Source organism: Lysobacter sp. HDW10 (assembly GCF_011300685.1).
Taxonomy (GTDB): Bacteria; Pseudomonadota; Gammaproteobacteria; order Xanthomonadales; family Xanthomonadaceae; genus Solilutibacter.
The window spans coordinates 1,195,656-1,222,287 of the sequence record NZ_CP049864.1; the positions used below are offsets into that span (position 1 = coordinate 1,195,656).

Sequence of the window (26,632 nt, forward strand, 5' to 3'; positions counted from 1 at the left end):
ATGCGCATGGAATCTGAGAAGTCACGCCGCGTACACAGTGGTGAAATGCTGGCGACTGTTCTGTCGTCTGCGTATTTCTTCTTCATCTTGTGCGCGTACTACGTCATCCGCCCCTTGCGTGAGCAATTGTCAGCGGCTGTGGGCTCGACGCAATTGCCTTGGTTCTACGGCGCGACCTTTGTCGCCACACTGGCACTGACGCCGGTGTTCGCTTACGTGGTGTCACGCTGGCCGCGTCGCATTGTGGTGCCCGTGACCTTTGCATTCTTTATCGCCTGTTTGTTGGCGTTCTATCCCTTCTTTTTGAGAGTGGATGTGCTTGGGCCAAAGACCCTGGGCACGGTGTTCTTCGTTTGGGTGAGCGTCTTCAATTTGTTCATCGTGTCGGTGTTTTGGAGCTTCATGTCCGACATCTGGAACAACATGCAGGCGCGACGTTTGTTTCCGATCATTGGTATTGCCGGCACCTTGGGTGCCATTGCAGGGCCGATCCTGACACGCACGCTGGTACCGCTCATTGGCGTTGCGCCGCTCTTGCTCGTGTCTATTGCACTGCTAGGGTGCGGTCTCGCATGCGTGCTCTTGTTGGGGCGCTGGGCGAAGCAGGCGCAGCCTGAGCAGCACAGCGAGGCAGAGCAAGCGATGGGCGGCAGCATGTGGGAAGGCTTGCGACAAATTTTTGCCAATCCGTTTATGCGCACCATGGCGATTCTGATGGTGCTCGGCGACATGATCGGCACGATTGCGTATGCCTTGGTGATCGATTATTCAAAAGCGACCTTTGGTGGCGACGCGGTAGCGCGGACGGCCTTTGCAGCGGACATGGATATCGCGACCAATGTGTTGCAAGTTGTTGTGCAATTAACGCTGACGCGATACATCCTGGCGCGTTTCGGTGCCGCATGGGTTATCGCGATCTGGGCCGCAGCCGGTGTGTCTGTGTGCCTTGCGACAGCGCTGTCAAGCGATGCAACTTCACCGGTCATTGGTGCCATGCCTTGGGTGGCATTGATGCTCATCGTGACGCGCGGTTTGGTCTATGGCATGTTCTCGCCCGCCAAAGAGTCACTCTTTACCAAGGTGCCGCGTAGCCTCCGTTACAAGGGCAAGAATGCGACTGAGACAGCTGTCTGGCGCGCTGGTGATGTGATTTCTGCCTTGGTCGTGAACGCCCTCAATGCAGCCAAAGCGAATGTCGCGCTGTTTGCTTTGATCGGCGGCAGCGCCATCGCGGCCTCCGGCGTAATTACTTGGCGTTTGGCGCGTCGTGTGGAAGGTGGCGAATACGACGCAACGACGGATCGCACGGGCGGCGCGATCGCACACGCACCCCAATAAAAAAAGGGCGCCCGATGTGCGGACGCCCTTTCATCAGCTCACGCGACGATTAAGCGACCGCGCGCGTCGCATTCTGTGAAGCATTCAAGAGCGCGGCATAGCCCGCCGAACGCAGTTCTTCCGGATCGAAGTCATCCACCATGATGGCATCGAGCGTCAGCGTGCGCAGTTCTTGTAGCTGCTTGGATTCTTCATCAGTGATCCAACCTTCGCGCACACCTTCTGCCAATTGGTCTTCGAATTCATGCGCTTGGATATCCGAGTTTTTCAGCGCCTTCATGAACTTGCGTTCCACCGGCTCGGCAAGAATGAACTTCGGCAGGTAGCTGAAGATGCGACCGCCCGGGTTGTTCTCACACGGCGTCGTGAACACGCCTTTTGCCAAACGGTCGCGCGCATCGTTTTCGCTCATCAAGATGCTGGCGACCTTGTGACCCAAACGATCACTCGGTGCTTGCGCACGACGGCCAGCCGGGAAGATGATCGGCCACAACAACCACGCCACCGGACGCACCGGATAGTTACGAAGTGCCGTTGAAAGTGCCGTCTCGATCTTGTTCACCGCGTCGTGGAAGGCATACGCAAGCAAGGGCTGGTCGCTTTCCGGGCGGCCCAAATCTTCGTGGCGCTTCAACATGCAACTGGCGATATAGAGCTGGCTCAACACGTCGCCCAAGCGGCCCGACAGGCTTTCTTTGAACTTGAGCTTGCCACCCAACATCAACATCGACATATCAGCCATCACAGCCAATGCCGCCGAGTAACGATTGAGCTTGCGATAGAAGCGACGCGTGTAAGCATCACCCGGCGCAGCACCCAACGAAGAACCGGTCAATGCAAACCAGAAGCTACGAACGGCATTCGAGATCGCAAAACCCATATGCCCGAAGAGCGCGCTATCAAACGCATCAATGCGTTGACGCGGGTCTTGGATTTCGGTCGCCTTCATTTCTTTCATCACCCACGGGTGACACAAGATCGCGCCTTGACCAAAGATCATTAAAGAACGCGTCATGATGTTGGCGCCTTCGACAGTGATCGCGATTGGCGATGCTTGCCATGCGCGGCCTGCGAAGTTGCGTGGGCCGAGAATGATGCCCTTGCCACCGATGACATCCATGACGTCTTTCGCAACCGCGCGACCCATTTCTGTGCAGTGGTACTTGGAGATCGTAGACGGCACGGCCGGGTTTTCGCCACGCGCCACGGCAGCAGCCGTCGCTTCAGAAAGTGCGCTGACTGCGAATGCGTTGCCGCCGATACGCGCGAGTGCTTCTTCCACACCTTCGAAGCGACCCACAGACAAACCGAATTGCTTGCGAATACGTGCGTATGCGCCCACGGTGACGGCGCCCATCTTCGAGCCGCCGCTTGCGGTCGAGGGCAGCGTGATCGAACGGCCGATCGACAAACATTCCATCAACATGCGCCAGCCTTGACCGGCATATTCATGGCCACCGATCAATTGCGACATCGGCACAAAGACATCTTCGCCGCGGATCGGACCATTTTGGAACGGCGAGTTCAACGGGAAGTGGCGACGACCGATTTCCAAACCTTCCGCCGAACGCGGCACCAAGGCCAAGGAAATACCGATGTCTTCAACATCGCCCAGCAGCTTGTCCGGGTCATACATGCGGAATGCGACGCCAATCAGCGAAGCAACAGGCGCCAAGGTGATGTAACGCTTATTCAAGGTCAAACGAATACCGAGGACGTTTGCGCCTTCCCATTCGCCCATGCAGACGATGCCGTAATCCGGAATTGAGGTGGCATCGGAACCTGCGAACGGGCCCGTCAATGCGAAGCACGGCACTTCACGGCCATCGGCCAAACGCGGCAAGTAATGATCCTTCTGCGCTTGTGTGCCGTAATGCATGATGAGTTCGGCGGGACCCAATGAGTTCGGCACGCCCACAGTCGAGCTCACGACCGAGGAAATTGACGCCAGCTTTTGAATCACTTTGTGATTCATCAATGCGGAGAATCCCAGACCGCCGTATTCCTTCGGAATATTGAGACCGAAGAATTTATTGCGTTTGATGAAGTCCCAGGTCTCCGGCGGCAGATCCGCACGCACATGGTCGATTTCCCAGTTGTCCGTCATGCGGCAGAGTTCTTCTGTCGGGCCGTCCAAATAGGCTTGCTCTTCTGCGGTCAACGTGGGCTTCGGTTGGCTCAGCAGTTGCGACCATTCCGGCTTGCCCGAAAACAGTTGGCCTTCCCAGCCCACGGTGCCGGATTCCAATGCGGTGCGCTCTGTATCGGAAAGGGGCGGCAGGATCTTGGTGTAGAACTTCAGCAGCGGTGCGGTCAGCAAAGCCTTGCGCAACGGCGAGATCAACAAAGGAATCGCAATCAGGGCGACCAGCACGGCCAGCACGATAATCGTCGTTTGGTTGCCGCTCAGCATCCACGCAGCGACCAAGGCCACGGCGACGAGCGCAGTCCAAATAGCTGTACTCAATCGGTGATAAGCGGCGATGCCGGTGGCGATCAATACAGCGATGACAGGTAATAAGACACTCACGGCGGACTCCGAAGAAGAGGTCAATACAAAGACAAAAGCACGGCCATCCCAACAGGGATAAAACCATACCTAAAAGTATGGCGGTCAAAGTCGGAAGTCAAGTTGCCCCGCAGCATTCCTAAAGTCTCACCTTCGTATCGTGACGGAGGCGTATGGGCGCGGCTACACTATGCACATGACAGACATCATCACCGAGCAAGTAGGGGGGCGCTCCGAGCGTGCCAACCGTCTAAGTGCGGACGATTGGGCAGCTGCAGCGCTTGAACAGATTTCCAGCCACGGCGTCGCCAGTGTGGCCGTCGAACCGCTCGCGCGGACCTTGGGCGTGACCAAAGGCAGTTTCTATTGGCACTTCCCGTCGCGCGACGCGTTGCTGCAAGCCGCGCTGGATCGTTGGGAAGCGTATGAACGCGACAACATCTTTTCGAAACTCGAAACCGTGGGCGATCCTAAACAGCGTTTGGGCCAGTTGATCAATCTTGTCGCGCATGACGACAAATCGCACGTTATCTATAAGCAACTTTTGAAGGCGATGGACCATCCCTTGGTCCAGCCGGTGATCGGTCGCGTCTCTCGTAGACGTCTTGAATGGGTGCGTGATTCATTTGCCGCCGCAGGTTTCACACCGGATGACGCAAGACACCGCGCGCGCTTGCTGTATTCAGCCTATGTGGGTTTTCAGCAGCTGAACCTGCAAACGCCGCAAGACCGTCCGCCGCAAGAAGAATACGAAGCCTACGTGGCGCATCTGATGGACACCTTGATTCACCCGCCAACGAATACACCTTGAAGGAAACGCAATGACCGATAGCAATGCCAAACAAGGCAGTTCACTCGATGCCTTGAATCAATGGGTGCTCGAAGTGGCGCGCTTAACGCGACCCGACAGCGTTCAATGGTGCGATGGCAGTGATAGCGAGAATGAAGCCTTGATCCAAAAGATGCTGGCTGACGGCACCTTGATCAAGCTCAACGAAGAAACGCATCCGGGAAGCTACTTGCATCGTTCGCATCCGGACGACGTGGCACGCGTTGAACATCTGACGTTCGTCTGCACCACCGAGCGCGACGATGCCGGTCCGAACAATCATTGGATGGCACCCGATCTCGCGCACAAACAAATGGATTCTTTGTTTGACGGTTGCATGGAAGGTCGCACGATGTATGTCGTGCCTTATTGCATGGGACCGATTGATTCGCCGCTGTCACGATGTGGTGTTGAAATCACCGACTCGCCTTACGTTGTCGCAAACATGCGCATCATGACGCGCATGGGTGCAGCTGCATTGGCACGTATCGAGCGCGAAGGCAACTTTGTGAAGGGCTTGCATTCCACGGGCGACTTGAATCCTGATCGTCGCTTCATCATGCATTTCCCGGAAGAACTTTCGATTCAATCTTTCGGTTCGGGTTACGGCGGGAATGCATTGCTCGGCAAGAAGTGTCATGCATTGCGCATTGCGTCGCATCAAGCACGTAATGAAGGTTGGCTGGCCGAGCATATGCTGATTCTCGGAATCGAGAATCCGCAAGGCGAAACGCACTACATTGCAGCGGCATTCCCGAGTGCCTGTGGCAAAACCAATCTCGCCATGCTGATTCCGCCGCAAGCCTATGTCGAAAAAGGCTGGAAGGTGTGGACCGTAGGCGATGACATTTGTTGGATGCGCCCAGGTCCGGACGGCCGTTTGTGGGCGATCAATCCGGAAGCCGGATTCTTCGGCGTTGCACCGGGTACTTCGGAGAAGTCGAATCCCAATGCTTTGGCATCGATTCAACACAACACCATTTTTACCAATGTCGCGGTGACCGACGACAACCAACCATGGTGGGAAGGTCTGGACAAACGCGTGCCGAAGACCGATTGGAAAGGCAATGCATTTGATCCGGACAAAGGCGCAGCCGCACATCCCAACTCGCGCTTTACTGTCAGCGCAAAGCAGTGCCCGAGCTATTCGGTGCATGCAGAAGATGCACAAGGTGTGCCGATTTCCGCAATCGTGTTTGGCGGTCGTCGTGCATCACTTGTGCCGCTGGTGTTTGAAGCACGCGACTGGACGCACGGCGTTTTGGTCGGTGCCGCGATGGGTTCTGAAACCACAGCAGCTGCGACCGGTGCCGTCGGCGTCATGCGTCGCGATCCGATGGCAATGAAACCGTTCTGCGGTTACAACTTCGCCGACTACTTCGCGCATTGGTTGTCGATGGAAGGCAAGGGCACGCAAATGCCCAAGGTGTTCCACGTCAATTGGTTCCGTAAGGGTGACGACGGCAGCTTCTTGTGGCCAGGTTTCGGCGATAACACGCGCGTGCTTGAGTGGATGATCAAGCGCGTAAAGGGCGAAGCGGGTGCGCAAGAAACGCCCATTGGCCATTTGCCGAACGAGTCCGATTTGAATATGGATGGCATCCACTTGTCTGACGAAGGCCGGGAAAAACTGTTTAGCTACGACCGTGCGGGCTGGGAACACGAATTCGCCAGCATCGCGGAGTACCTCGACGAATATGGTCCGCGCATGCCACAAGCATTGAAAGATGAATGCGCAAAAACGCGAAAGGCACTCACAGAGTAAGCGCCAACGTCCGTCAGCCCGCGCGCGACGCAAAACAAAAAGAGCACCGTAAGGTGCTCTTTTTATTTAAGTTCCCGTCAACGCGCATTTTTCATGAATGGGGGATTGTCGCGGGTCCGCATTCAGCTAAAACATTTTTTGTGTGAACCACTTGTTAACGAATCGTTTGTGGGTCTATATTCAATGTCGTCAGGCACTTGCCTGCCAATTTGATTTCATCTAGGGGATTCACACACACATGAACATTAAGACGCAATTCAAGCGCAGTGCCCTCACGGTGGCTTTATCACTGTGCTTTGCAGGCACGATCCAAGCGCAATCTGCGGTCGGTTCCGTTTTCGGTCAGACCGATGCAAACGGCACCGTGACCATCGAAAACTTGGGCTCGGGTACGAAACGTGACATCCACGCGGGGAACGATGGGCGGTTTACGTTTTCGCAACTTGCGCCAGGCAACTACCGCATTACGTCCAACGGCGTAACGCGCGATGTGTCCGTCAAAGTAGGTACCGGTACGCAAGTTTCGTTCGTTGCTGCGAACAACACGCTTGATGCGATTAATGTGACTGCGGATGCAGCGCGCATCAATCCGATCGACGTTTCGTCTGTCGAGTCCACCAGCGTTTTCTCGGCGGAAGTGATCAATCGCTTGCCCGTCGGTCGCGAAATCTCTTCGGTTGCCTTGCTGGCACCGGGCACGGTACGCGGTGACTCTGGTTTGGGTTCAGGCAATCTTGCCTCCTTCTCGGGCGCATCAGTCGCTGAAAACGGCTATTACATCAACGGCTTCGACGTAACGAACATGCGTAATCAGCTGTCGTACGCAGACCTGCCGTTCGACGCAATCGCAGAAGAACAAGTCAAGACCGGCGGTTATGGTGCCGAATACGGCCGTTCGCTGGGTGGTGTGATTTCGCTTGTGACAAAGCGCGGCACCAACAAGTGGCGCGGTGGTGCAACCGTCGTTTATTCGCCGTCTTGGGGCCGCGAAAAGAGCAAGGATGTTGACAACAAGAATGCCGACGAAGTCGCAGCAGGTTTCACAAAGCTTGCCTACCGTTCTGACAACAACTCGAATGGTTTGACTGCGGACATCTGGGCTGCGGGTCCGATCATCAAGGATCGTTTGTTCTTCTTCGGCATGCTGCAAGGCGGTCGTGATAAGTCGAATTCCTATGGTCGTACGACCAGCGTGTCCACTTCCGACAGTTCGCCCACCGGCATGATCAAGTTGGACTGGAATATCACTGACAACCATTTGCTGGAATTGACCGGCATTTACAACCGCGACAAGTACAACCGCATTGACTACTTGAACCCGGCAGGTGCGTATTACACGGGTGTCCACGGCACAGTGAACGCCGATCGTGAAATCGAAAATGGCGGCAAGATCGGTATCTTGAAGTACACGGGTTACTTCTCCGACAACTTCACCATGAGCGCGCAAGCAGGTTGGTTGCGGAACGTGAGCGGTTACGTCACGCCGGAATCATTGCCTGGCGGCGAGTGCCCACGCGCATTTGACAGCCGCGTGTCCGCTGGTGCGACAACCTACATCGGTTGCTGGAACCAATCGCAAACCTTCATTCGCGATACTTCGGCGGGCCCGGACACAGATACCCGTAAGGCGTTCCGTATCGACGGCGAATGGGCATTGGGTGATCACACCTTCCGTTTCGGTTGGGATGACGAAAAGTACACCTCAACGCACGCAGGTAACGTGTATACCGGTGGCGAATACTGGCGTCACTACCGTACAACTGGCGTGGCGCGCACCGTCAATGGTGTGAGTGTCGCACCGAACACAAACTATGCACGCCGCTGGTACTACCAAACCACGACCGGTTCGTACGACGTCAAGAACTCGGCGTACTACTTGGAAGACAGCTGGAAAGTCACCGACAACTTCCTGTTGTACTTGGGTGTACGTAACGAAGGTTTTGCCAACTTCAACTCGGACGGCGTGAAGTTCATCGACGCGAAAAACTTGATCGCACCGCGTATCGGTTTCGCATGGGACGTCAACGGCGATTCAACGTTTAAGGTGTTTGGTAACGCGGGTCGTTACTACATTCCGATCGCAACAAACACCAATATTCGCGCCTCGGGTGGCGAAGTCACGATTGAAGACTTCTACTACACCACCGGTGTCGATGCTGCGACCGGTAAGCCGACTGGCCTGGGTGCGCACTTTGGCAGCACCAACGTCAACGGAAGCTTGACCTCGCCAAATCCGAAGACCTTGACGGTCACGGATCTCAAGCCGATGTACCAAGACGAATTCATCTTGGGCTTCCAAAAGCAAATCAGCAGCAGCTGGACCTTGGGCGTGAAAGGCGTTTTCCGCCAAATCAAGAGCGGTATGGATGACTTCTGCTCGCACCAAGGTTTCCAAGATTGGGCAGACGATCAGGGTTACACCAGTTTCGACTACACGTCGATGGCGGGTTGTATCACCATCAACCCGGGTCGTGACATCAAGCTCGCCATCGATATCGACGGCAGCGGCAATCCGACCGAACAAACTGTGCCGGCACGTTACTTCAACTTGCCCGAATACCGTCGTTCGTACAAAGCCTTGGAAATCAGCTGGGAACGTTCCGCGAATGACGGCTTCTATTTCAACGGTTCTTACACCTACTCAAGCAGCAAGGGTAACGTTGAAGGCTACGTGAACTCGACATTGGAACAAGAGGATCCGGGTGCAACACAAGACTTCGATAACTTCTTGTTCGAAGACGGTGCATTTGGCTACTTGCCGAACGATCGTCGTCACGTACTCAAGTTGTTCGGTAGCGTGAAGGTCGGTCAAGACTGGAGCGTTGGCTTGAACCTGTTGGTTCAATCAGGTCGTCCGGTGAACTGTCAGGGATACATTCCCTTGACCGATCCGCGCCTCGGTGTCGACGCAGGTGGTTTGGCGGCGTACAGCGCGTCGAGCTTCTACTGCATGGATCAAGCAGGGAACCGCTTCTTGACCAATCGTGGTCAATATGGCCGTACCCCTTGGTTGAAGACCTTGAACCTGGGCGTGTCGTACATTCCGACTTGGGCTGATAAGAAGCTGAGCTTCAAGTTGGACGTGTTCAACCTGCTCAACACCAATGGCGTCACCGAGTACTACGAAACGAGCGCACGTGGTGGTTCTGCGTCGCCGACGTATGACTACAACTTCATGAGCCCGATCAACTTCCAAGCACCGCGTTCGCTGCGGTTGATGGCTAGCTACGAGTTCTAAGTTGCAGTTGCTGCAGTAGCAAAACGAGAAACATCGCCGGTTCGCCGGCGGTGTTTTTTTATTTGCAGTTCAGTTTGAAGGGGGCAGGGCGTATATGAATGCGCCGTAACAGAGCCGTAACGCAGAATTCATCAAAAATAAATACTGAATGGGGACTGAGGGGCTTGTTAAAGATTTGTTGTGTGGTCTATAGTCGGCGAGTCGGGCTTTTCCGAAGCAAGACTTTACCCACTCCAAATACACCATTACGGGGATCTCTATAATGGCAATGAACTCCAGCTTCAAGCGCAGTGCCTTGTCGGTTGCACTCGGCTTGTGCTTCGTTGGTGGCGTGCAAGCGCAAACCAACACCGCCGGTAACGTGGTCGGCAAGGCCGCTGCAGGCGACACCATCACCATCACCAACCCGGCTACGGGCTTCTCCCGTACGATCACCGTCGGTTCGGATGGTTCCTACCGTTTCGCGCAATTGCCGACCGGTCAATACCAAGTCTCCCGTAATGGCGGCGCCGCACGTGACGTGAACGTCAACGTCGGTACGTCGGCCAACGTCGACTTCGTTGCACAAAACGCTTCGGGCAGTTTCGAAGCCATCACCGTGACCGGTGCCGTCAACCCGATCGACGTTTCGTCGGTTGAGTCGACAACCGTTTTGACCGCTCAGCAAGTGGCCAAGATCCCGGTTCCGCGTAACATCACCTCGGTCGCCTTGTTGGCTCCGGGTACCGTTCGCGGTGCATCCAACGCAGGCTTCGGCTCGCTGCCGTCCTTCGGTGGTTCGTCGGTTGCTGAAAACCAGTACTACGTCAACGGCTTCAACGTCACCAATACCTTCAAGAACCTGGCATTTGCCCAAGTTCCGTTCGAAGCGATTGCTGAGTCGCAAGTCAAGACCGGTGGTTACGGCGCAGAATTCGGTCGTTCGACCGGTGGCGTGATCAACATGATCACCAAGCGCGGTACCAACGAATTCCACGCCGGTGGCAGCTACTACTGGTCGCCGCGCAAGTTGGCTGAAACCTCGCCGAACTTGTACTACAACAACGGCCTGTGGGTTTCGAACAACGAACGCGACAAGGGCTGGGAAGCCACTGCCGCTGTTTGGGCGAACGGCGCGATCGTCAAAGACCGCTTGTTCTTCTACGTGTTGGGCCAATACGGCAAGACCCACGACACCACCATGACCAGCCGCTTCGGCTCGGCCAACCTTGACAGCCGTTCGACCCGCCCGCAGTGGTTGGTCAAGTTGGACTGGCGCATCACCGACAACCACTCGTTGGAATTCACCGGTTTCTCGGACAAGCGCAAGTTTGAAGACGACTACTACGCGGCCACGTTCCCGAACCAAGTTCCGGGCAACACCAGCGACCCGACCAGCGACTTCGGTCGTTACTTGGGTACCGACTTCAATGAAGCCGGTGGTAACAGCTACGTCCTGAAGTACACCGGTTACCTGACCGACAACTTCACCCTGTCGGCATTGGCCGGCCGTGGCGAATTCTCGCGTACCAACTACGGCGTCGCCGCGGGTGGTATCCGTCAAGCCTATGAAGGCAACCTGACCGGTCCGGTCTCCGGCTGCCCGATCATCACCGACAGCCGTACCGGCGTTTCGACCGGTGCTATTCCCGCTATCCGCGGTTGCAGCTTCGTCAGCACGTTGGGTCGTGCGGACGCCAAGGACACCCGTGACCAGTTCCGTATCGACGCAGAATGGCAGTTGGGCGACCACTTGCTCCGCGGCGGTATCGATACCGATAAGTTCCGTTCCATTGACGGTACGGCCTACTCGGGCGGCGCTTCGTGGGTTTACCAAAGCACGGGCGGCGGACGCGTTCGCAAGCGCAACTTCCGCACCGGTGCAGACGTCGGCGTCGACCAACGCGCGTTCTACATCGAAGACAGCTGGTCCATCACCGACAACTTCGTTGCTTACCTCGGCCTGCGCTGGGATACCTTCGAAAACTTGAACGGCGAAGGCGAGAAGTACGTCCAAATCGAAAACCAATTCGCTCCGCGTTTGGGCTTCTCGTGGGACGTGTTCGGTGACTCCACCTTCAAGGTGTTCGGTAACGCCGGTCGTTACGCGCTGCCGTTGACCGCAGGTGTTGCAACGCGTGCCGCTTCGGCCTCGTTGTATGAAGAGTATTACTACAACTACACCGGCGTTGATCCCGTCACTGGCGCACCGACCGGTCTGACCCCGCGTGTCAACCCGTCGACCGGCAGCACTGCGGTTCGTTACTTGAACGGTGAAGACGGTCGTCCGAAGTACGCCGCTGGTTATGCTGCGAAGAACCTGGAACCGATGTACCAAGACGAATTCATCTTGGGCTTCCAAAAGCAGCTGACCGACCACTTCTCGCTGGGTGTTCGCGGTATCTACCGTGACCTCAAGCGCGCCATCGACGACAACTGCGATTACGCAACCGTTCTGGCTTACGCCGGCAGCCAAGGCTTCGGCACCACGCCGGGCGCGCAGTTCAACTACTGCTTCCTGTTCAACCCGGGTCAAGACACCGAGTTGGCAGGTGACTACGATGGCGACGGCGACGTCGAAGTGCTCAACATCCCGGGCAACATCCTGAGCCCGAAGGCCAAGCGCAAGTACACCGCTCTTGAATTCTTCGCTCAAGGCAACTGGGACAAGTTCTTCGTCCAAGCTTCGTACACCTATGCACGTGCACACGGCAACACCGAAGGTGGCGTTCGTTCGGATAACGGCCAAGCCGATACCGGTACGACCTCCGACTTCGACTACGCTGCTGCAATGATCGGTGCCGACGGTTACGGTCCGAACGACCGTCGCCACTCGCTGAAAGTGTTCGGTAACTACGAGTTCACCGACGAATGGTCGGCCGGTGCAAACCTGTTGGTCCAATCGGGTCGTCCGATCAGCTGTATCGGTGTCTACAAGGGTCTGGACGTCAGCCATTACGGCAACATCCACTTCTCCTGTGACCCGGGTGCGCCGAGCGCCAATGGCGACAACGGTTCGACCGTCGTTCCGCGTGGTACCGTCGGCCGTACGCCGTGGACCAGCACCTTGGATCTGAACGTCGCTTACAAGCCGATGTGGGCGAAGGGCCTGCAGTTCAAGTTGGACGTGTTCAACGTCTTGAACTCGCGTAAGGTCACTTCGGTCAACGAAATCGGTGAAAGCGCCGCTGGTGATCCGGCTCCGCAGGTCAACACCTACCTGACGCCGACCTCGTGGCAAGCACCGCGTGCTGTCCGCTTCATGGTTCAGTACGACTTCTAATCGAAGTTAGCTTCAACGTTGTATGAGAACGGCCACCTTCGGGTGGCCGTTTTTTTGTGCGATCCTGTTCGCCATGAATCAAATGCGCGCAAGGCAACTCGCTCACGAAGCTCAAAAGGCAATAGGACAAGGTCACTGGCAAGAGGCAGATAGCGCATTGGTCGCGCTTGAATCCATTGCCCCTTCGGATGCTTGGGTCAAGATCCAACGGTCGTACGTGCAGAGCTGGCAGGGGCATTACCGCAGTGCGCATGGCTTTGCTTTGAGTGCCTCTGAGCTGCCGCCTCCGAATGCGGAAACCATTTCGGACGTCGCCTGGCGACTGCGCACGTTTAATGAAGCCAGCGCTCTGGAAACCTATGTCCGACGCTTGGGCAATCCGGCAGCGCTCCCGCTTGAAGTACTTCCGGATATCGCTGCGCAGTTCTCGCAGTTGAATCGATTTGAACAAGCGCGCGATTTGCTGGAGATTGCACATCGAAGATTGCCAACCCATCCCGCGATTGCGGTGGCATTGGCTCAGAGTCACGCTTATCTCGGCGCGTTTGAAGAGGCACGACGTCTGATCTTGGTTGCGTTGAAACTTGCGCCGAACTTTGCTGAGGCTTGGTGGCAGCTTTCGACCTTACCGGGCGACGGTCAGGCGTCGCACTATGCGCTCGAATTACAATCGCGCATCGATGCGCTCCCTGCGGATGACTCGGCGGCCAAGTCGGTTTTGTTGTTTGCATTGCATCGGTTTCTGGATTCAACCAAGACATATGACGCCGCAGGTGTGGCGCTGGTTGCAGCATGTCGATTGAGACACGATGCATCGCGCGTTGATGCGCAGGCGGTGGCCGCGTGTACTGACGCACTTATTCAGTGGCATCCTGAAGGTGCCCGCGCACGCGCGCCAGCGGACGCACAAACGACGCCTGTTTTCATTTTGGGCATGCACCGCTCAGGCACCACCTTGCTGGAACAATTGCTCTCCGCGCACACGCAAGTGCGCGGCGGCGGAGAACTGTACGACCTTACGGCGGCGATGCGTGAAGCCACGGATCATCACTGCAAAGGGGTGATCGATGAGGTACTTATCAGGCGCGCAAAGCACGTTGATTTTTCCGATGTCGGTGCGAGCTACATCGCTGGCGTTTGTGAGAAGCTCAACGTGGATTCGCATTTCACCGACAAGTTGCCGACGAACTTCTTCAACATCGGATTTATTTGCGAAGCCTTACCTGAAGCACGCATTTTGCATCTGGTGCGCGACCCGATGGAAGTCTGCTTCTCGAACCTGCGTGAGTTATTTGCGGACGTCAATTTCCACACGTATGACGCCGACGCCATGGCCGATTACTACGCGAACTATCTTCGATTGATGACACATTGGCGAACGCGCTACCCGGATCGCATCATGGACGTGCATTACACGCAGCTCACGCAGGAGACAGAGAAAACAATGCGGTCAGTCTCAACATTCTGCGGTTTAGCTTTCGAGGAGGCGACGCTCAGCACCGCCAGCAACGCAAAGCGCGGGATTGCCACCGCCAGCGTGTCGCAAGTGCGCGCTGAAGTGAACGCGCGACGCGCGCCGAAATGGAAGCCGTATGCGCCCTACCTGCAAGACATGATGGCGGCACTTCAACATCGCGGCATCGAATTCCAGGCATAAAAAAACCCGCAAGCAGCGGGCAGACTTTCGTCGACTTAATTCCGTGTGTCAAAGATCTTGCTTGTAACGCACGTATGGAACGGCGCCTTCTTGTTTGCTCTTCGTGCCTTGCTTCAAGGTGAAAGGGCTCTTGCCATTGCTGATGACGTTCTCAGCACCTACGGAAAGCTGCCCGCTCCAAGGCGTGCGCCAAGTGACGCCGAGGTCCACACCTTCATAAGACGGTTGACCCGCCACGGTAACGACGCGGCCGACGACATCTGCGCGGAAACCACCGTAACCACCGCTAAAGCGAAGTGATTGTGTATTCCATTCATCCGCTAACACCGGCATGGCAGCTGCAGGGACCAACTTTGCTTTTGCCGTGGTGCCTGCGATCGACACAATGCCGTTGCTGCCCACATTCCGTTCTGCAAAGAATGCCAAGTCGTTCTGCTTGACGGCTTGATTGGCCGGCGCGCCTGTCATCCAGGTGGGCAAGCTCGACGTGTTGCTGGCCCGCGCACCCAATCCCAACTTGGCTTTGCCATGCGAAAAATATGCGGCGAAATCTTGCTTGTGCGATGAGGGCGTTAAGCTGCTCAGAATGCAATTGTTGCTGCCGAGGCCGCTGACTTCGCGCGACAAACTTGATTTGGGTGAGCACACCAAGGCCAGAGAGGCGTTGTCATCAATGCCGAAGACATCATCAAGCGAGTTCACGCCCAAGCGCCATTTGCCTTTCGAAGACTTGCCCGTTTGAGCTTGGAGCTCGAGAAAGGCCTCGATTCGACCGCTATTGCTGTTCACGACAGGGAGTCGGGCGAATCCTGATTTGTCTTTTCCTTGCGCAAGCGCAGTCGAACCCATCGCAAGCGACAGAGACAACACTGCAATCATGGAAAACGACTTTTTCATCTCGCTAGCTTGGACAGGCCGTTGGCCCGGAAGTTCCCCGCAAATAACGCTTTGAATCTAACCTATTGATGAAAATTTAACAAGTCGGTTACTGAATTGAATCCGGAGACGGGACCGTGGCTGATGGTCTCTCAAAAACCTGAGACAGCTCATCGCTCGTGAAGGCATAAGCCTTTCCACAGAACTCGCACACCACCTCGGCCTGACCATCAATGACGGATGCCATGGCTTCTTCCACGCCGAGCGTCTGAAAGACCTCCTCGATGCGTGCGCGAGAGCAGGAGCAAGCGAACGTTAAGGGCTGCTTTGCCAACACTTCGGGCGATTCTTCGTGGAAAAGACGATGCAAAAGGGTTTCTGCGTCTGTCGCCAGGAGCTCTTCGGCGCCCAAAGTCTCAAACAGAGCGCTCGCACGCTGCCAGTCGTCCGCATCATTGCTGCCGGGCATCACCTGGAGCAGCAGGCCGGCACAGCGATCGCCGTCGGCGGAGAGCAGCAGTCGCGTCGGCAATTGCTCGGATTGGCGGAAATAGTCTTCAAATACACCGGATAGGGACGCGGCTTCGATCGGCACGAGACCTTGGTAGCGGTGCGGCTCGCCGTTCGCGCGCGGCGGACTCTCGAGCGTCAGCGCCAAAATGGCACCTTCGCCCAAATCCGATAAGTCTTTCGGCGAGGGCAAATCGTCCGCCACGCGGGCAATGCCGCGCAAATGGCCTTGCGCCGTACATTCGGCAAACAAGGTGCGCAAACCTTGCGTACCCCGAATCTGGATCGAAAGCCGTCCATCCGTCTTAAGGATCGACGCGAATAAAGCCGAAGCCGCTAGGGATTCGCCCAGCAAATTGCGAACTTCGGCGGCATAGTCGGCACGTGACTGGATGGATGCCCAGCTTTCTTGCAAATGCACGATCGCGCCGCGCACGTGAGCAGCGGGCAGATGAAAACGAAGGAGGCGGTCGGTCGAGGTGTTCATGTAATTGCGATAATGGCCGAATGAATGCATTCCGAATGTCATCAAATGGGGACGATGTGCCCCAATCGCAAGCTGCCAATTCGCGCAAGACGCGAAAGTCGCGCCCTTGGTTCAAGCGGCTCGTCACCCTGGCCCTTGCGGCGGTTTTGTTCAGCGTATTGCAAGTGGCGTCCTTGCGCTTTATCAATCCGCCTTTCTCAAGCTTTATGGCGATCCGGATGATTGAAGCCTGGACCTCGGGCGACTTCAGCTTCCGGCTGAAGCACGAGTGGGTCGGCCGCTCGCAGATGTCTGCTGCCATTCCGCTCGCCATGATTGCGTCCGAAGACCAAAAGTTTGCGGATCACGGCGGCTTTGATTTGGAGGCGATTGAGAAGGCACAAGCGCGCAACGCCCGCGGTAAAAAGATTCGTGGCGGCAGTACGATTACGCAACAAACGGCGAAGAACCTCTTTCTATGGGGTGGACGCAACTATGTGCGCAAAGGCTTAGAAGCTTGGTACACCGTCTTGATGGAAGTGCTGCTTCCGAAGGCGCGCATCATTGAGCTCTATGCCAACTTTGCCGAATTCGGTGATGGCATTTACGGAGTACAAGCGGCCTCGCGGACATTCTATGGCGTAGATGCGAAACGCGTTAGCGTCTCGCAAGCGGCGAGACTCGCGGCAGTTTTGCCATCTCCACGCCGCTATAGCGTGTCAAAGCCCGGGCCTTACGTGCAGCGTCGCGCGCGCGCAATTGAACGGCAAATGCGCATGATTGGCGGACAAGGTTACTTGCACAAAATCGAAGACTGATCAGCGCGGCAGCGTCACCATGGGCCACACCGCAACAAAATGGCAGGCGTTGGCCAAAACAATGAAGAAGTGCCAAATCGCGTGCGTGTAAGGCAACTTCTTCATGAGATAGATCAAAGCGCCGAAGGTGTAGGCCACGCCGCCGGCAAGCATCCATTTGAATGAAAACGGATCGATCAGGCCGATGGCGGATTTGAAGTCGACAACAACCAGCCAACCCATCGCGACATAAATCAAGGTCGATACCAGTACGAAGCGACCCGTATAGAACAGCTTGAAAATGATGCCTGCGGCAGCCAATGCCCAGATCACCGAAAACCAAATGATCCCGCGACTTGAGCCCTGCATCGCCACCAGTGTGAACGGCGTATAGGTGCCGGCGATCAACAGGTAAATCGCGCAGTGATCAAACACTTTGAGTCGCGCGCGTCGCTTTTCATCCAGTGCGTGGTGGTAGCTGCTGCTGGCCAAGTAAAGCAAAGACGCGGAGAACGCGAAAACGGCGCCTGAAATGATCTGGCGAAGGCTGGCGCCGTTCATGATGCCGAGCGTGATCATGGCAATAGCGGCAACGGCGGCCAAGATGCTGGCAGCGACGTGCAATCGCACATTGATGCCTTCTTCAGTCGCAGAGTAGGGGAGATGTGTGGGGGAGGTCATGCGTTCGAGCGTAAACCATCCCGCGGATTCCATGTGGATCCTCCCTTACAATCGACACATGATTGTTTCTCATAAACACAAGTTTGTTTTCGCAGCAGTACCCAAAACGGGGACGCATTCCGTTCGGCAGGCGTTGCGTGACCATTTGGGTCAAGAGGATGCCGAACAAGTGGGATTGTTCGTCAACAAGCGCTTTCCCTGGCAAGAGTTGGCAGAGATCAAGCATGGACACCTAAGCTTGCTTCAACTCAAGCCGCACTTGAGCGAACAAGAGTTTGACGCGTACTTTAAGTTTGCGTTTGTGCGCAATCCATACGATCGCTTCGTGTCGTATTGCGCGTTTATGACACGTGACACGCCTCATTTCAAAACGTCACCGCAAAATGTCATGCGTTACTTCTTGTTTGAAGAGCCCCGTGAATCTCATATTCTGTTTCGTCCGCAGAACGAATTGCTGGTCGACGAAGCGGGCGACCTCCTGACAGATTTCGTGGGTCGCGTGGAAGAGATGCAAGCCTCTTACGACACAATTTGCGCGCGCATCGGCATTCCAACCGCGACCCTTGAGAAGGTCAACAGCTCTGAACGAGGGGACTACCGCAGCTATTACAACGATGAGTTGCGTGCCGGCGTCGACGCGCGCTACGGTAAAGACATCGAACTATTCGGCTACACATTCTGATATGTCGATCTTGACGCCCAACCCTCGAAAGACCCATTCACTCCGTGATCTAGGTGCGGTGGATGTCGATGCGCTTAGGGCAGCGGTGCTCGCCATTCCTGAAAGTGTTTGGGATGAAGAGAACGCGGGCAAGCCGAACAAGTTCGAGGCGCTCGATTCCACGCGACATATCGTGTTTCGGTTTGTAGACAGCACCAAAGACTGGCGCGCGTCACACGATCGACCGCGCTGGGCGGAATTTGAACAGCTGTTGTCACCCGTTTTGGCACAGGCAACGCGCGACTATGGTTACGTACGGGGTGCATTTCCGCGCGTCATGTTGGCGCGAATGAAGCCCGGCGGTGTCATTCAGACGCACATCGACGCCAACCCTGCTGCGAAGTGGCCACACAAAATCCATGTGCCATTGCAAACCAGTCCCGGCGCTGTGTTCTTTGTCGGCGAGACAGGTCACCACTTGCCGTTGGATCGCGCGGTCGAAGTGAACAACTTAGGACCGCACGGCGTCCGCAACGATGCAGACATCGATCGAATTCATTTGATCTTCGAATATTTCGACTTGGATCAGCCGGATCCGGCGTGGCTTGAACCCTTGCTCGCGGTCGACGCGGACCTGCGCGCCAAAGCAGCAGGTCAATTCTAATTATTTATCTGTCGAGTACGCATGCTCGCGCGTGGCCATGAAGGTCACCGCGGGTGCGCGTTCTTCGGCGAGCTGCAAATTGACGCGTGTCGGTGCCAAGTAGACCAAGGCACCCGAAGCATCGTGCGACAAGTTCATAGCATTCTTATCGACAAATTCCTCGAGTTTCTTGGGGTCGTCACAGCGGACCCAACGCGCGGTTGAAACTTGCACGGGTTCGAATGTCGCTTCAACGCCGTACTCGTCCTTAAGGCGATATGCGACGACGTCGAACTGCAACACACCCACTGCACCCAAAATGAGGTCATTGCTCATCATGGGTTTGAAGAACTGGGTTGCACCTTCTTCACTGAGCTGCGCCAAGCCTTTCTGCAACTGTTTGAGCTTGAGCGGATCACGCAAGCGTGCGCGACGAAAGAGCTCGGGTGCGAAGTTCGGAATACCGGTGAACGAGAGCGATTCACCTTCAGTGAAGGTGTCGCCGATCGAGATCGTGCCGTGGTTATGCAAGCCGATCACGTCACCTGGCCATGCGTCTTCTGCGATCTCACGATCACTCGCCATGAACGTGAGTGCATTCGCGAGTTTCTGTTCTTTGCCGCTGCGCACGTGAAATGCTTTCATGCCTGCGGCGAACTTGCCTGAGCAGATGCGCATGAAGGCGACGCGGTCGCGGTGTTGCGGATCCATATTCGCTTGGATTTTAAACACGAATCCGGTGAGCTTGCCCTCAGTCGGAACAACTTCGCGTGACGTGGTCGCGCGTGATTGTGGCGGAGGCGCATGCTCAACAAAGAAGTCGAGTAAGGGCTGCAAACCGAAGTTATTGACCGCAGAGCCGAAAAACACAGGCGTCTGCACGCCGCGCAAGTAGGCATCGAGATCGAACGGATGCGAGGCACCTTCGACCAATTCCAACTCGTCGCGCAGCTCTGCCAGCATGGGCGCACCAATGGCGGCCTCGACGCGCGGGTCATCGATGCTCGGGAAAATCGTCGAATCTTGACGGGTGAAGTTCTTACCCGCTTCATACAAATGCACTTCGCCGGTGAGGAGATGCACCACGCCCTTGAGCCGCTGACCCATGCCGATCGGCCAGGTGACGGGTGCGCATTGAATCTTCAGGACGGATTCAACTTCATCTAACAAATCGATTGGGTTCTTGCCCTCGCGATCGAGCTTGTTGATAAAAGTCATGATCGGCGTGTCGCGCAAGCGACACACTTCCATGAGTTTGATCGTGCGTTCTTCGACGCCCTTGGCGACGTCAATCACCATCAAGGCGCTGTCTACGGCCGTCAGCACACGATAGGTGTCTTCACCGAAGTCGGCGTGGCCGGGTGTATCCAGCAAATTTACGATGCGACCTTCATACGGGAACTGCATAACCGATGAGGTCACCGAGATGCCGCGCTCCTTTTCCAATGCCATCCAGTCAGAGGTGGCATGCCTGGCTGCCTTGCGCCCCTTCACGCTGCCGGCCATTTGAATCGCACCCCCGAACAACAGCATTTTTTCCGTCAAGGTTGTCTTGCCGGCGTCGGGGTGAGAAATGATGGCGAAGGTGCGGCGGCGCGCAGCTTCTTGTGCAACGTTAGACATGGGGGTTCCAGGCTACGCAGTGCGCGCCATGCATTCAAAATAGACGTGGAATTATACGGGTGCGGCGTTTCTACTCGCCAGCGACTCTTAAGCTGCCACGTGTGGTTTCGATATCAGCGTGCACCGAAGTCAACCGCATCCCGGCGTTCAACTGGACCACGAAGTGCAGATGCGGCGCAGTGCTTTGGCCGCTATTGCCCACGCTGCCCAAACGATCCCCTTTGCCCACGGTCTGACCTAACTGGACGGAAACGCTGCCCTGCTGCAGATGGGCATACAGCGCCATGGAGCCATCGGTGTGCAAGACGCGCACAAAATTCGGACGTGCACCTTGCGGCGGTTTTTGACCCAAGGGGCTATCTGGATGGTCATTTTCAATCTGCATGACCAAGCCGTCTCGTGCTGCAAACACCGGTGTTCCCATGGGCGCGGCAAAATCCAACGCGTGGCGGTTTTCTGGTGTGAAGTGGCTGCTCTTGCCACCGTCTGCCTGATCGATGCGCAGACCGAGTTCCGGCACCGGCAAGCCGTAGTTGAACGCTGCTGCCGTCGTAGCGGGTGGGCCTGGAATGGCGCGCAGACTTGCGTTTACGGCACGCCCTTCGTCGAACTGGTCGAGAAGGTTGCGGGTGTTCGCCGCCAAAGTGCGCTGTATGCTGCGTCCTTGTCCGGTGTCTACCGCGACCTCCACCGGACCCGCCAACGGGTTCACGACCCAGACCTCAATCGACTTGCCGTTTCGCTGGAGTTGCATCTCAACGGTCTGCAAATCTCCGCGGTAGCGCACGCTTTCCAACACCTCAGGCGAGTGGGCTGAGGCACCGGATGAAGGTGGCCAAGTGAGCCATTGCGCATGCAACGCCGTGGGCGCGCAAAGCATGAGCACGCAAACGAGTTTCTGAAGGGTGGTCAGTGTCATTCCGCCAATGTACGTTGCAAACACGTCCTTTGGGGGCCTGGATGAGTATCCATCGCTTCATCCGGATGAAAGTGTTGATATTCTGGAAGGGCCCTTGCATAGTGCAGTTATTCCATCCAGACCGGCAGAGGGACAGGCCCTTTGAAGCCGGGGCAACCTGAGGCGCAAGCCACAAGGTGCCAACTCCTGCGGGGGCCCTCGGGCTTGCCGGAAGATGGTTGAGCGCAGCGCGCTTAAGCGCTGTGCTTTCCGTTCCGACCGTAGTGGTGCTGGCTGGATTCGCCCTAAAGGAATCCAAATGACCACTGCACACGCCGCCTCACTCGAATTCACCACACGCGCAGTCCGCGCCGGCATCGATTGCGATACCGCATTCGGCGCGGTGACACCGCCCTTGGTGTTGTCTTCCAATTTCACCTTCGCGGGCTTCAACGAAAAGCGCAAATATGACTACACGCGCAGCGGCAACCCAACGCGCGATTTGCTCGGTGATGCGCTGGCGTCGCTGGAAGGTGGTTTTGGTGGTGTGATTACGGCCACCGGCATGGGTGCGATCAGCGTCGTTTTGAATGCCGTGTTGTCACCGGAAGACACGGTGGTGGTTCCGCACGATTGCTACGGCGGCAGTTGGCGTTTGTTCAACGCTTTGGCCAGCAAAGGTGCATTCCGTTTGTTGACTGCCGACTTCACGCAAGAAGCCTCGTTGAACGCGGCGCTCTCCGCACATCCAAAATTGGTGTGGATTGAAACACCCTCGAATCCGTTACTGCGCGTCACAGATCTTGAAAAAGTCATTCAAGCGGCGCGCACAGTCGGGGCCTTGACCTGTGTGGACAACACGTTCCTATCGCCCGCATTGCAGCGCCCTATCGAATTCGGTGCAGATGTCGTAGTGCATTCCACCACGAAATACATCAATGGCCATAGCGACGTGGTCGGTGGCGCAGTGATTGCTGCGAATGAAGCCTTGCACGCGGAGTTCACTTGGTGGGCCAATTGCCTGGGTCTGACGGCATCACCGTTTGATAGCTTTCTCACCTTGCGCGGCCTTCGCACCTTGGATGCGCGCTTGCGCGTGCACACCGAGAACACACAAGTCTTGGTCGATTGCTTGAGCGCACATCCGGCCGTGCGCAATGTGAACTATCCGGGTTTGCCGTTGCATCCGGGACATGACATTGCCGCGCGCCAACAACACGGTTTTGGCGCCATGCTTTCGTTCGAATTGCAGGGCGACACCGAGGCGGACCAAGTGCTCGCCGTGCGCGCATTTCTCGATGGCTTGCAGTGCCTGACCTTGGCCGAATCACTTGGCGGCGTGGAAAGTTTGGTGGCACATCCGGCGACCATGACGCATGCCGCCATGACCCCGGAAGCGCGCACAGCCGCTGGGATTTCGAACAGCCTGTTGCGTGTGTCGGTCGGAATCGAGCATGCAGATGACTTGTTGGCTGATGTGAACGCCGGTCTTGCACGCGCCGCACGTGCATTGGCATCCTGTAAACCAAAGGTCGCCGCATGAGCGTCGCCTGTTTACGTCCTGCGCTTGAGATCCACGCCGCACCGAGAATCACGGTGTTGGGCACGGGCACAGTCGGTCGCGCATTTGTCGCACGCCATGTGGCTTTGAAGTCGCGTGGTGTGTCTGTGCCGGAGATTGCAGGGATTGCAAACACGCGCGGATTCTGTCGCGTGGATCGTGATTGTCCTAATACCGTGTTGAATCAACTTCGTGAAAGCACGGCACGTTCTGAAGCGAGCTGGATCTCGTCTGCTGAATTCGGGCGAGGCGACATCGTGGTCGATGCAAGTGCGAGCGACCTCATCGCCCAGCAGCATGCAGGATGGTTGCGCGGCGGTGCACACGTTGTCACAGCCTGCAAGTTGGGCACAGGCACGTCGCGCGTGCGTTGGCAAGACATTCGCGATGCGCAAACCCATACAGGCACCGGCTACGGTGACAGCGCCACCGTTGGGGCGGGCCTGCCCTTGATTCGCACCTTGCGTGAACTCAGCGAAGGCGGGGATCGCATCACAGCGGTCGCGGGCGTGTTATCCGGATCGCTTGCTTATCTCATGAACAACTTCGACGGCATGCGACCCTTCTCGAGCTTTGTGCGCGCGGCCCATCAAGCGGGCTATACCGAGCCGGACCCGCGCGAAGATCTCTCCGGCGAAGACGTGCGACGGAAAGTACTCATTCTGGCGCGTGCCGCTGGTTTAGCACTGGATGTCGAAGACGTGCAGGTGGAATCGCTCGTGCCGGCGGGACTTCAAGACGTGTCACTGGAGACATTCAACCGACGTTTGCCTGAAATCGATCCGCAGATGCGCGCACGCTTTGCACGTGCGCATAAAAAATCGGAAGTCTTGAAGCACATGGGTCGCTTCGAATTTCTGACCGATGGCACCTTGATTGCACGCGTCGGTTTAGTGTCGCTGCCCGCATCGCACGCAATCGCATCGGGCGCTGGAACAGACAATCGCGTTGCGATTTGGACCGATCGATACTGTGACAATCCGCTCGTGATTCAAGGTCCTGGTGCGGGTGCAGAAGTTACAGCCGGTGCCTTGATGGATGACGTACTGCGTATTCAGCGCGCGCACTAAATGCGCGCGCCAGTTCTCAGCACTCGATGACGTTGACGGCGAGACCACCGCGTGACGTTTCTTTGTACTTGTCTTGCATATCTCGGCCGGTATCACGCATGGTCTTGATGACTTTGTCCAAGCTGACCTTGTGGCTACCGTCGCCACGCATGGCCATACGTGCTGCGTTGATTGCTTTGACCGAGCCCATCGCATTGCGCTCAATGCAGGGAATCTGCACGAGGCCGCCGATCGGATCACAGGTCAATCCAAGGTTATGCTCCATGCCAATTTCTGCCGCATTTTCGACTTGGCGTGGCGTGCCACCCAAGGCGGCTGCCAAACCTGCAGCGGCCATTGAACAGGCCACACCGACTTCGCCCTGACAGCCCACTTCCGCACCACTGATGCTGGCGTTCTCTTTGTACAGAATGCCGACGGCGGCCGCGGTCAGGAGAAAATCAAATACGCCTTGCTCATTGGCATTCGGAATAAAGCGTGCGTAGTAGTGCAGCACGGACGGCACGATGCCCGCCGCACCATTGGTCGGCGCGGTAATCACGCGTCCGCCCGCGGCATTTTCTTCATTGACGGCGAGGGCATACAGGTTGACCCAATCGAGCACGGTCAGCGGATCGCTCATGCCGGCTTCGGGACGACGTTGCAATTCGACGTAGAGACTCGGCGCACGTCTTGGCACATGCAGGCCGCCCGGCAGCGTGCCCGTTTCGCGAATACCACGTGCAACGCAGGATTGCATCGCGGTCCACAATTCGCGCAGGCCTGCGATGATTTCTTCGTCCGTCCGCCATGCGCGTTCGTTGGCCATCATGAGTTGCGCGATGCTGATCTGCGCGCGATCGCATTGCTCGAGCAATTCATCGCCACTGTTGAAGGGATATTTCAGCGGCGTGGTGTCTGGCACGATGCGATCTTCTGCCGCTTCATCTTGATTGACGACGAATCCGCCGCCGACCGAATAGTAGTCACGCGTGGCGATTTCATCGCCATTCGCGTCGAACGCACAGAAACGCATGCCATTGGTATGGAAGGGCAGCTTTTGTCGCTTGTTCATGATGAGATCGGTTTTCTCATTGAACGCAACGTCATGTGTGCCGCCCAAACGCACCGATTTACTTGTTCGAATCCGCGTCAAGGCATCCGGAATGATGTCGGGATCGATCAGGTTGGGCTCATGGCCCTCAAGGCCCATCAGCACGGCTTTGTCGGTGCCATGTCCGCGGCCGGTCAAGGCGAGTGAGCCAAATACTTCGGCGCGGATGCGCGCGACGCTATCGAGCAGGCCTTGTTCCACCAAATGATGAGCGACAAAGCGTGCAGCCGCGCGCATGGGGCCGACCGTATGCGAAGAGCTCGGGCCGATGCCGATCTTGTAAATGTCGAACGTACTGACCGCCATGCGCATTGCTCCTTATTCAGGGCATTATTCTATCTCGACCCTACCGACTGGGCTGCAAACGCATTGAGATTTATCTTGTACCAACGCGACTACTGTCACCTATGTGATTTGGCCTTGGCCGAGCTTGCCGCGGCGCGTGCCCCTGAGTTCGAGTCGATCTTCATTGATGACCTGCCCGAGCTCGAACCGATTTACGGTGTTCGGGTGCCGGTTTTCAAAGACATCCACACGGGGGCGGAGATCGGCTGGCCGTTTGATGCGGCCAGCGTGCGCGATTGGCTGTCGAACCTGCCGGGCATCACCCCTTGAGCATGCGTGTCAGCGTGCGGTCACGCACAAACATGTGGTGATACAGCGCCGCAAGCATGTGCGCCGAGGCAACGACCACTAACACCCAAAACATTTGTTCGTGCCAATACTCGAACGTCTTGTGCGTTGTTTCATTGAGTGCGACCAGATCAGGCATGGGAATGCCAAACCAGTTCAAGGGGCGCTTGCCCGAATCCGACACAATCCAACCGGTGATCGGCATGATGAAAATAAGCAGATACAACAGGCCGTGCATGAAGGATGCTGCCAACGCCTGAGCACGCGAAGTGCCTTCGACCGGTTTAGGTGCGCCCGCATAGATGCGCCAAATCACGCGTGCAATCGCAAGCAGCAAAATCGTGATACCAAAGGACTTGTGCCAATTCATGATGCCGTCCGGCAATTCGTGCCGAAGCAAACCCGTCGTGCCCTGAAACAAGATCAACACAACGATGAGCCAATGGAAGAAGCGGCTCACGCTGCCCCAGCTGTCAACAGTGTTCTTCGTAGTCATGGTCTACCAACGGAACTGTAGGGAAA

At 56.5% G+C, this 26,632-nt stretch carries 20 protein-coding genes and 1 riboswitch; of the genes, 12 read left to right on the forward strand and 8 right to left on the reverse strand.

Annotated features, from left to right (window positions below):
- Nucleotides 1–1,338 (forward strand): MFS transporter, encoded by a 1,338-nt coding sequence (locus G7069_RS05680; RefSeq protein WP_205758696.1) that lies wholly within the window; start codon nucleotides 1–3, stop codon nucleotides 1,336–1,338.
- 49 nt (nucleotides 1,339–1,387) lie between these two features.
- Here G7069_RS05680 and G7069_RS05685 read toward each other — a convergent pair whose 3' ends face one another.
- Complete coding sequence (locus G7069_RS05685; RefSeq protein WP_166295184.1) at nucleotides 1,388–3,868, reverse strand: acyl-CoA dehydrogenase; 2,481 nt, start codon at nucleotides 3,866–3,868, stop codon at nucleotides 1,388–1,390.
- A gap of 175 nt (nucleotides 3,869–4,043) precedes the next feature.
- Here G7069_RS05685 and G7069_RS05690 point away from each other — a divergent pair, with 175 nt between their 5' ends.
- The 5 genes from G7069_RS05690 to G7069_RS05710 all read left to right on the forward strand — a co-directional run bounded on the left by G7069_RS05690 (nucleotide 4,044) and on the right by G7069_RS05710 (nucleotide 14,598).
- The gene (locus G7069_RS05690; protein ID WP_166295186.1) at nucleotides 4,044–4,658 is read left to right on the forward strand and encodes a TetR/AcrR family transcriptional regulator; all 615 of its coding nucleotides are present in this window, start codon (nucleotides 4,044–4,046) and stop codon (nucleotides 4,656–4,658) included.
- 10 nt (nucleotides 4,659–4,668) lie between these two features.
- Nucleotides 4,669–6,441 carry a phosphoenolpyruvate carboxykinase (GTP) gene (locus tag G7069_RS05695; protein ID WP_166295188.1) on the forward strand — a complete coding sequence of 591 codons (1,773 nt, stop codon included), beginning with the start codon at nucleotides 4,669–4,671 and terminating at the stop codon, nucleotides 6,439–6,441.
- A gap of 238 nt (nucleotides 6,442–6,679) precedes the next feature.
- Complete coding sequence (locus G7069_RS05700) at nucleotides 6,680–9,679, forward strand: TonB-dependent receptor plug domain-containing protein (RefSeq protein WP_166295190.1); 3,000 nt, start codon at nucleotides 6,680–6,682, stop codon at nucleotides 9,677–9,679.
- A 262-nt stretch (nucleotides 9,680–9,941) separates the two neighbouring features.
- Nucleotides 9,942–12,941, forward strand: coding sequence for a TonB-dependent receptor (locus G7069_RS05705; RefSeq protein ID WP_166295192.1), 3,000 nt, complete (start codon nucleotides 9,942–9,944; stop codon nucleotides 12,939–12,941).
- A 73-nt stretch (nucleotides 12,942–13,014) separates the two neighbouring features.
- Nucleotides 13,015–14,598: a sulfotransferase gene (locus G7069_RS05710; RefSeq protein ID WP_166295195.1), complete on the forward strand. Its 1,584-nt coding sequence runs from the start codon at nucleotides 13,015–13,017 to the stop codon at nucleotides 14,596–14,598.
- A gap of 48 nt (nucleotides 14,599–14,646) precedes the next feature.
- Here G7069_RS05710 and G7069_RS05715 read toward each other — a convergent pair whose 3' ends face one another.
- Nucleotides 14,647–15,495, reverse strand: a complete 849-nt coding sequence (locus G7069_RS05715; RefSeq protein ID WP_240912490.1) for a hypothetical protein — start codon at nucleotides 15,493–15,495, stop codon at nucleotides 14,647–14,649.
- Nucleotides 15,496–15,583: 88 nt separating this feature from the next.
- A complete protein-coding gene (locus G7069_RS05720) occupies nucleotides 15,584–16,471 on the reverse strand; it encodes an Hsp33 family molecular chaperone HslO (protein WP_166295197.1) in 888 nt (295 codons plus the stop codon).
- Between the two features lie 35 nt (nucleotides 16,472–16,506).
- Here G7069_RS05720 and mtgA point away from each other — a divergent pair, with 35 nt between their 5' ends.
- The gene (gene mtgA / locus G7069_RS05725) at nucleotides 16,507–17,268 is read left to right on the forward strand and encodes a monofunctional biosynthetic peptidoglycan transglycosylase (RefSeq protein ID WP_166297586.1); all 762 of its coding nucleotides are present in this window, start codon (nucleotides 16,507–16,509) and stop codon (nucleotides 17,266–17,268) included.
- On the opposite strand, the gene G7069_RS05730 is transcribed toward mtgA, so the two are convergent.
- On the reverse strand, nucleotides 17,269–17,961 hold the full coding sequence (locus tag G7069_RS05730; RefSeq protein ID WP_240912491.1) for a hemolysin III family protein: 693 nt from the start codon (nucleotides 17,959–17,961) through the stop codon (nucleotides 17,269–17,271). It lies immediately after the preceding gene.
- Between the two features lie 25 nt (nucleotides 17,962–17,986).
- On the opposite strand from G7069_RS05730, the gene G7069_RS05735 reads away from it, so the two are divergent.
- Entirely contained in the window at nucleotides 17,987–18,610 is a 624-nt protein-coding gene (locus G7069_RS05735; RefSeq protein WP_166295199.1) for a sulfotransferase family 2 domain-containing protein, read from the forward strand.
- A gap of 1 nt (nucleotide 18,611) precedes the next feature.
- Nucleotides 18,612–19,253 carry an aspartyl/asparaginyl beta-hydroxylase domain-containing protein gene (locus tag G7069_RS05740; protein ID WP_166295201.1) on the forward strand — a complete coding sequence of 214 codons (642 nt, stop codon included), beginning with the start codon at nucleotides 18,612–18,614 and terminating at the stop codon, nucleotides 19,251–19,253.
- On the opposite strand, the gene G7069_RS05745 is transcribed toward G7069_RS05740, so the two are convergent.
- Complete coding sequence (locus G7069_RS05745) at nucleotides 19,254–20,855, reverse strand: peptide chain release factor 3 (RefSeq protein ID WP_166295203.1); 1,602 nt, start codon at nucleotides 20,853–20,855, stop codon at nucleotides 19,254–19,256.
- Between the two features lie 70 nt (nucleotides 20,856–20,925).
- Nucleotides 20,926–21,735: a M23 family metallopeptidase gene (locus G7069_RS05750; protein ID WP_240912659.1), complete on the reverse strand. Its 810-nt coding sequence runs from the start codon at nucleotides 21,733–21,735 to the stop codon at nucleotides 20,926–20,928.
- 148 nt (nucleotides 21,736–21,883) lie between these two features.
- Nucleotides 21,884–21,995: riboswitch (SAM riboswitch) on the forward strand.
- A gap of 77 nt (nucleotides 21,996–22,072) precedes the next feature.
- On the opposite strand from G7069_RS05750, the gene metB reads away from it, so the two are divergent.
- The gene (gene metB, locus G7069_RS05755) at nucleotides 22,073–23,296 is read left to right on the forward strand and encodes a cystathionine gamma-synthase (RefSeq protein ID WP_166295207.1); all 1,224 of its coding nucleotides are present in this window, start codon (nucleotides 22,073–22,075) and stop codon (nucleotides 23,294–23,296) included.
- Complete coding sequence (locus tag G7069_RS05760; RefSeq protein ID WP_166295209.1) at nucleotides 23,293–24,384, forward strand: homoserine dehydrogenase; 1,092 nt, start codon at nucleotides 23,293–23,295, stop codon at nucleotides 24,382–24,384. Before metB ends, G7069_RS05760 begins: the two co-directional genes overlap by 4 nt.
- Before the next feature lie 16 nt (nucleotides 24,385–24,400).
- On the opposite strand, the gene G7069_RS05765 is transcribed toward G7069_RS05760, so the two are convergent.
- The gene (locus G7069_RS05765) at nucleotides 24,401–25,783 is read right to left on the reverse strand and encodes an L-serine ammonia-lyase (RefSeq protein WP_166295211.1); all 1,383 of its coding nucleotides are present in this window, start codon (nucleotides 25,781–25,783) and stop codon (nucleotides 24,401–24,403) included.
- Between the two features lie 72 nt (nucleotides 25,784–25,855).
- Between G7069_RS05765 and G7069_RS10675 the strand changes: the two genes are divergently transcribed.
- The gene (locus G7069_RS10675) at nucleotides 25,856–26,092 is read left to right on the forward strand and encodes a glutaredoxin family protein (protein ID WP_240912660.1); all 237 of its coding nucleotides are present in this window, start codon (nucleotides 25,856–25,858) and stop codon (nucleotides 26,090–26,092) included.
- On the opposite strand, the gene G7069_RS05775 is transcribed toward G7069_RS10675, so the two are convergent.
- Nucleotides 26,082–26,606 (reverse strand): cytochrome b, encoded by a 525-nt coding sequence (locus G7069_RS05775; RefSeq protein WP_166295215.1) that lies wholly within the window; start codon nucleotides 26,604–26,606, stop codon nucleotides 26,082–26,084. The two genes, G7069_RS10675 and G7069_RS05775, sit on opposite strands and share 11 nt — an antisense overlap.
- Nucleotides 26,607–26,632: the final 26 nt, after the last annotated feature.

Coding starts and splice junctions, on each gene's coding strand:
- G7069_RS05680 (WP_205758696.1), top strand. CDS start 1: ATGCGCATGGAATCTGAGAAGTCACGCCGCGTACACAGTGGTGAAATG.
- G7069_RS05690 (WP_166295186.1), top strand. CDS start 4,044: ATGACAGACATCATCACCGAGCAAGTAGGGGGGCGCTCCGAGCGTGCC.
- G7069_RS05695 (WP_166295188.1), top strand. CDS start 4,669: ATGACCGATAGCAATGCCAAACAAGGCAGTTCACTCGATGCCTTGAAT.
- G7069_RS05700 (WP_166295190.1), top strand. CDS start 6,680: ATGAACATTAAGACGCAATTCAAGCGCAGTGCCCTCACGGTGGCTTTA.
- G7069_RS05705 (WP_166295192.1), top strand. CDS start 9,942: ATGGCAATGAACTCCAGCTTCAAGCGCAGTGCCTTGTCGGTTGCACTC.
- G7069_RS05710 (WP_166295195.1), top strand. CDS start 13,015: ATGAATCAAATGCGCGCAAGGCAACTCGCTCACGAAGCTCAAAAGGCA.
- G7069_RS05715 (WP_240912490.1), bottom strand. CDS start 15,495: ATGAAAAAGTCGTTTTCCATGATTGCAGTGTTGTCTCTGTCGCTTGCG.
- G7069_RS05720 (WP_166295197.1), bottom strand. CDS start 16,471: ATGAACACCTCGACCGACCGCCTCCTTCGTTTTCATCTGCCCGCTGCT.
- mtgA (WP_166297586.1), top strand. CDS start 16,507: ATGTCATCAAATGGGGACGATGTGCCCCAATCGCAAGCTGCCAATTCG.
- G7069_RS05730 (WP_240912491.1), bottom strand. CDS start 17,961: ATGGAATCCGCGGGATGGTTTACGCTCGAACGCATGACCTCCCCCACA.
- G7069_RS05735 (WP_166295199.1), top strand. CDS start 17,987: ATGATTGTTTCTCATAAACACAAGTTTGTTTTCGCAGCAGTACCCAAA.
- G7069_RS05740 (WP_166295201.1), top strand. CDS start 18,612: ATGTCGATCTTGACGCCCAACCCTCGAAAGACCCATTCACTCCGTGAT.
- G7069_RS05745 (WP_166295203.1), bottom strand. CDS start 20,855: ATGTCTAACGTTGCACAAGAAGCTGCGCGCCGCCGCACCTTCGCCATC.
- G7069_RS05750 (WP_240912659.1), bottom strand. CDS start 21,735: ATGCTTTGCGCGCCCACGGCGTTGCATGCGCAATGGCTCACTTGGCCA.
- metB (WP_166295207.1), top strand. CDS start 22,073: ATGACCACTGCACACGCCGCCTCACTCGAATTCACCACACGCGCAGTC.
- G7069_RS05760 (WP_166295209.1), top strand. CDS start 23,293: ATGAGCGTCGCCTGTTTACGTCCTGCGCTTGAGATCCACGCCGCACCG.
- G7069_RS05765 (WP_166295211.1), bottom strand. CDS start 25,783: ATGGCGGTCAGTACGTTCGACATTTACAAGATCGGCATCGGCCCGAGC.
- G7069_RS05775 (WP_166295215.1), bottom strand. CDS start 26,606: ATGACTACGAAGAACACTGTTGACAGCTGGGGCAGCGTGAGCCGCTTC.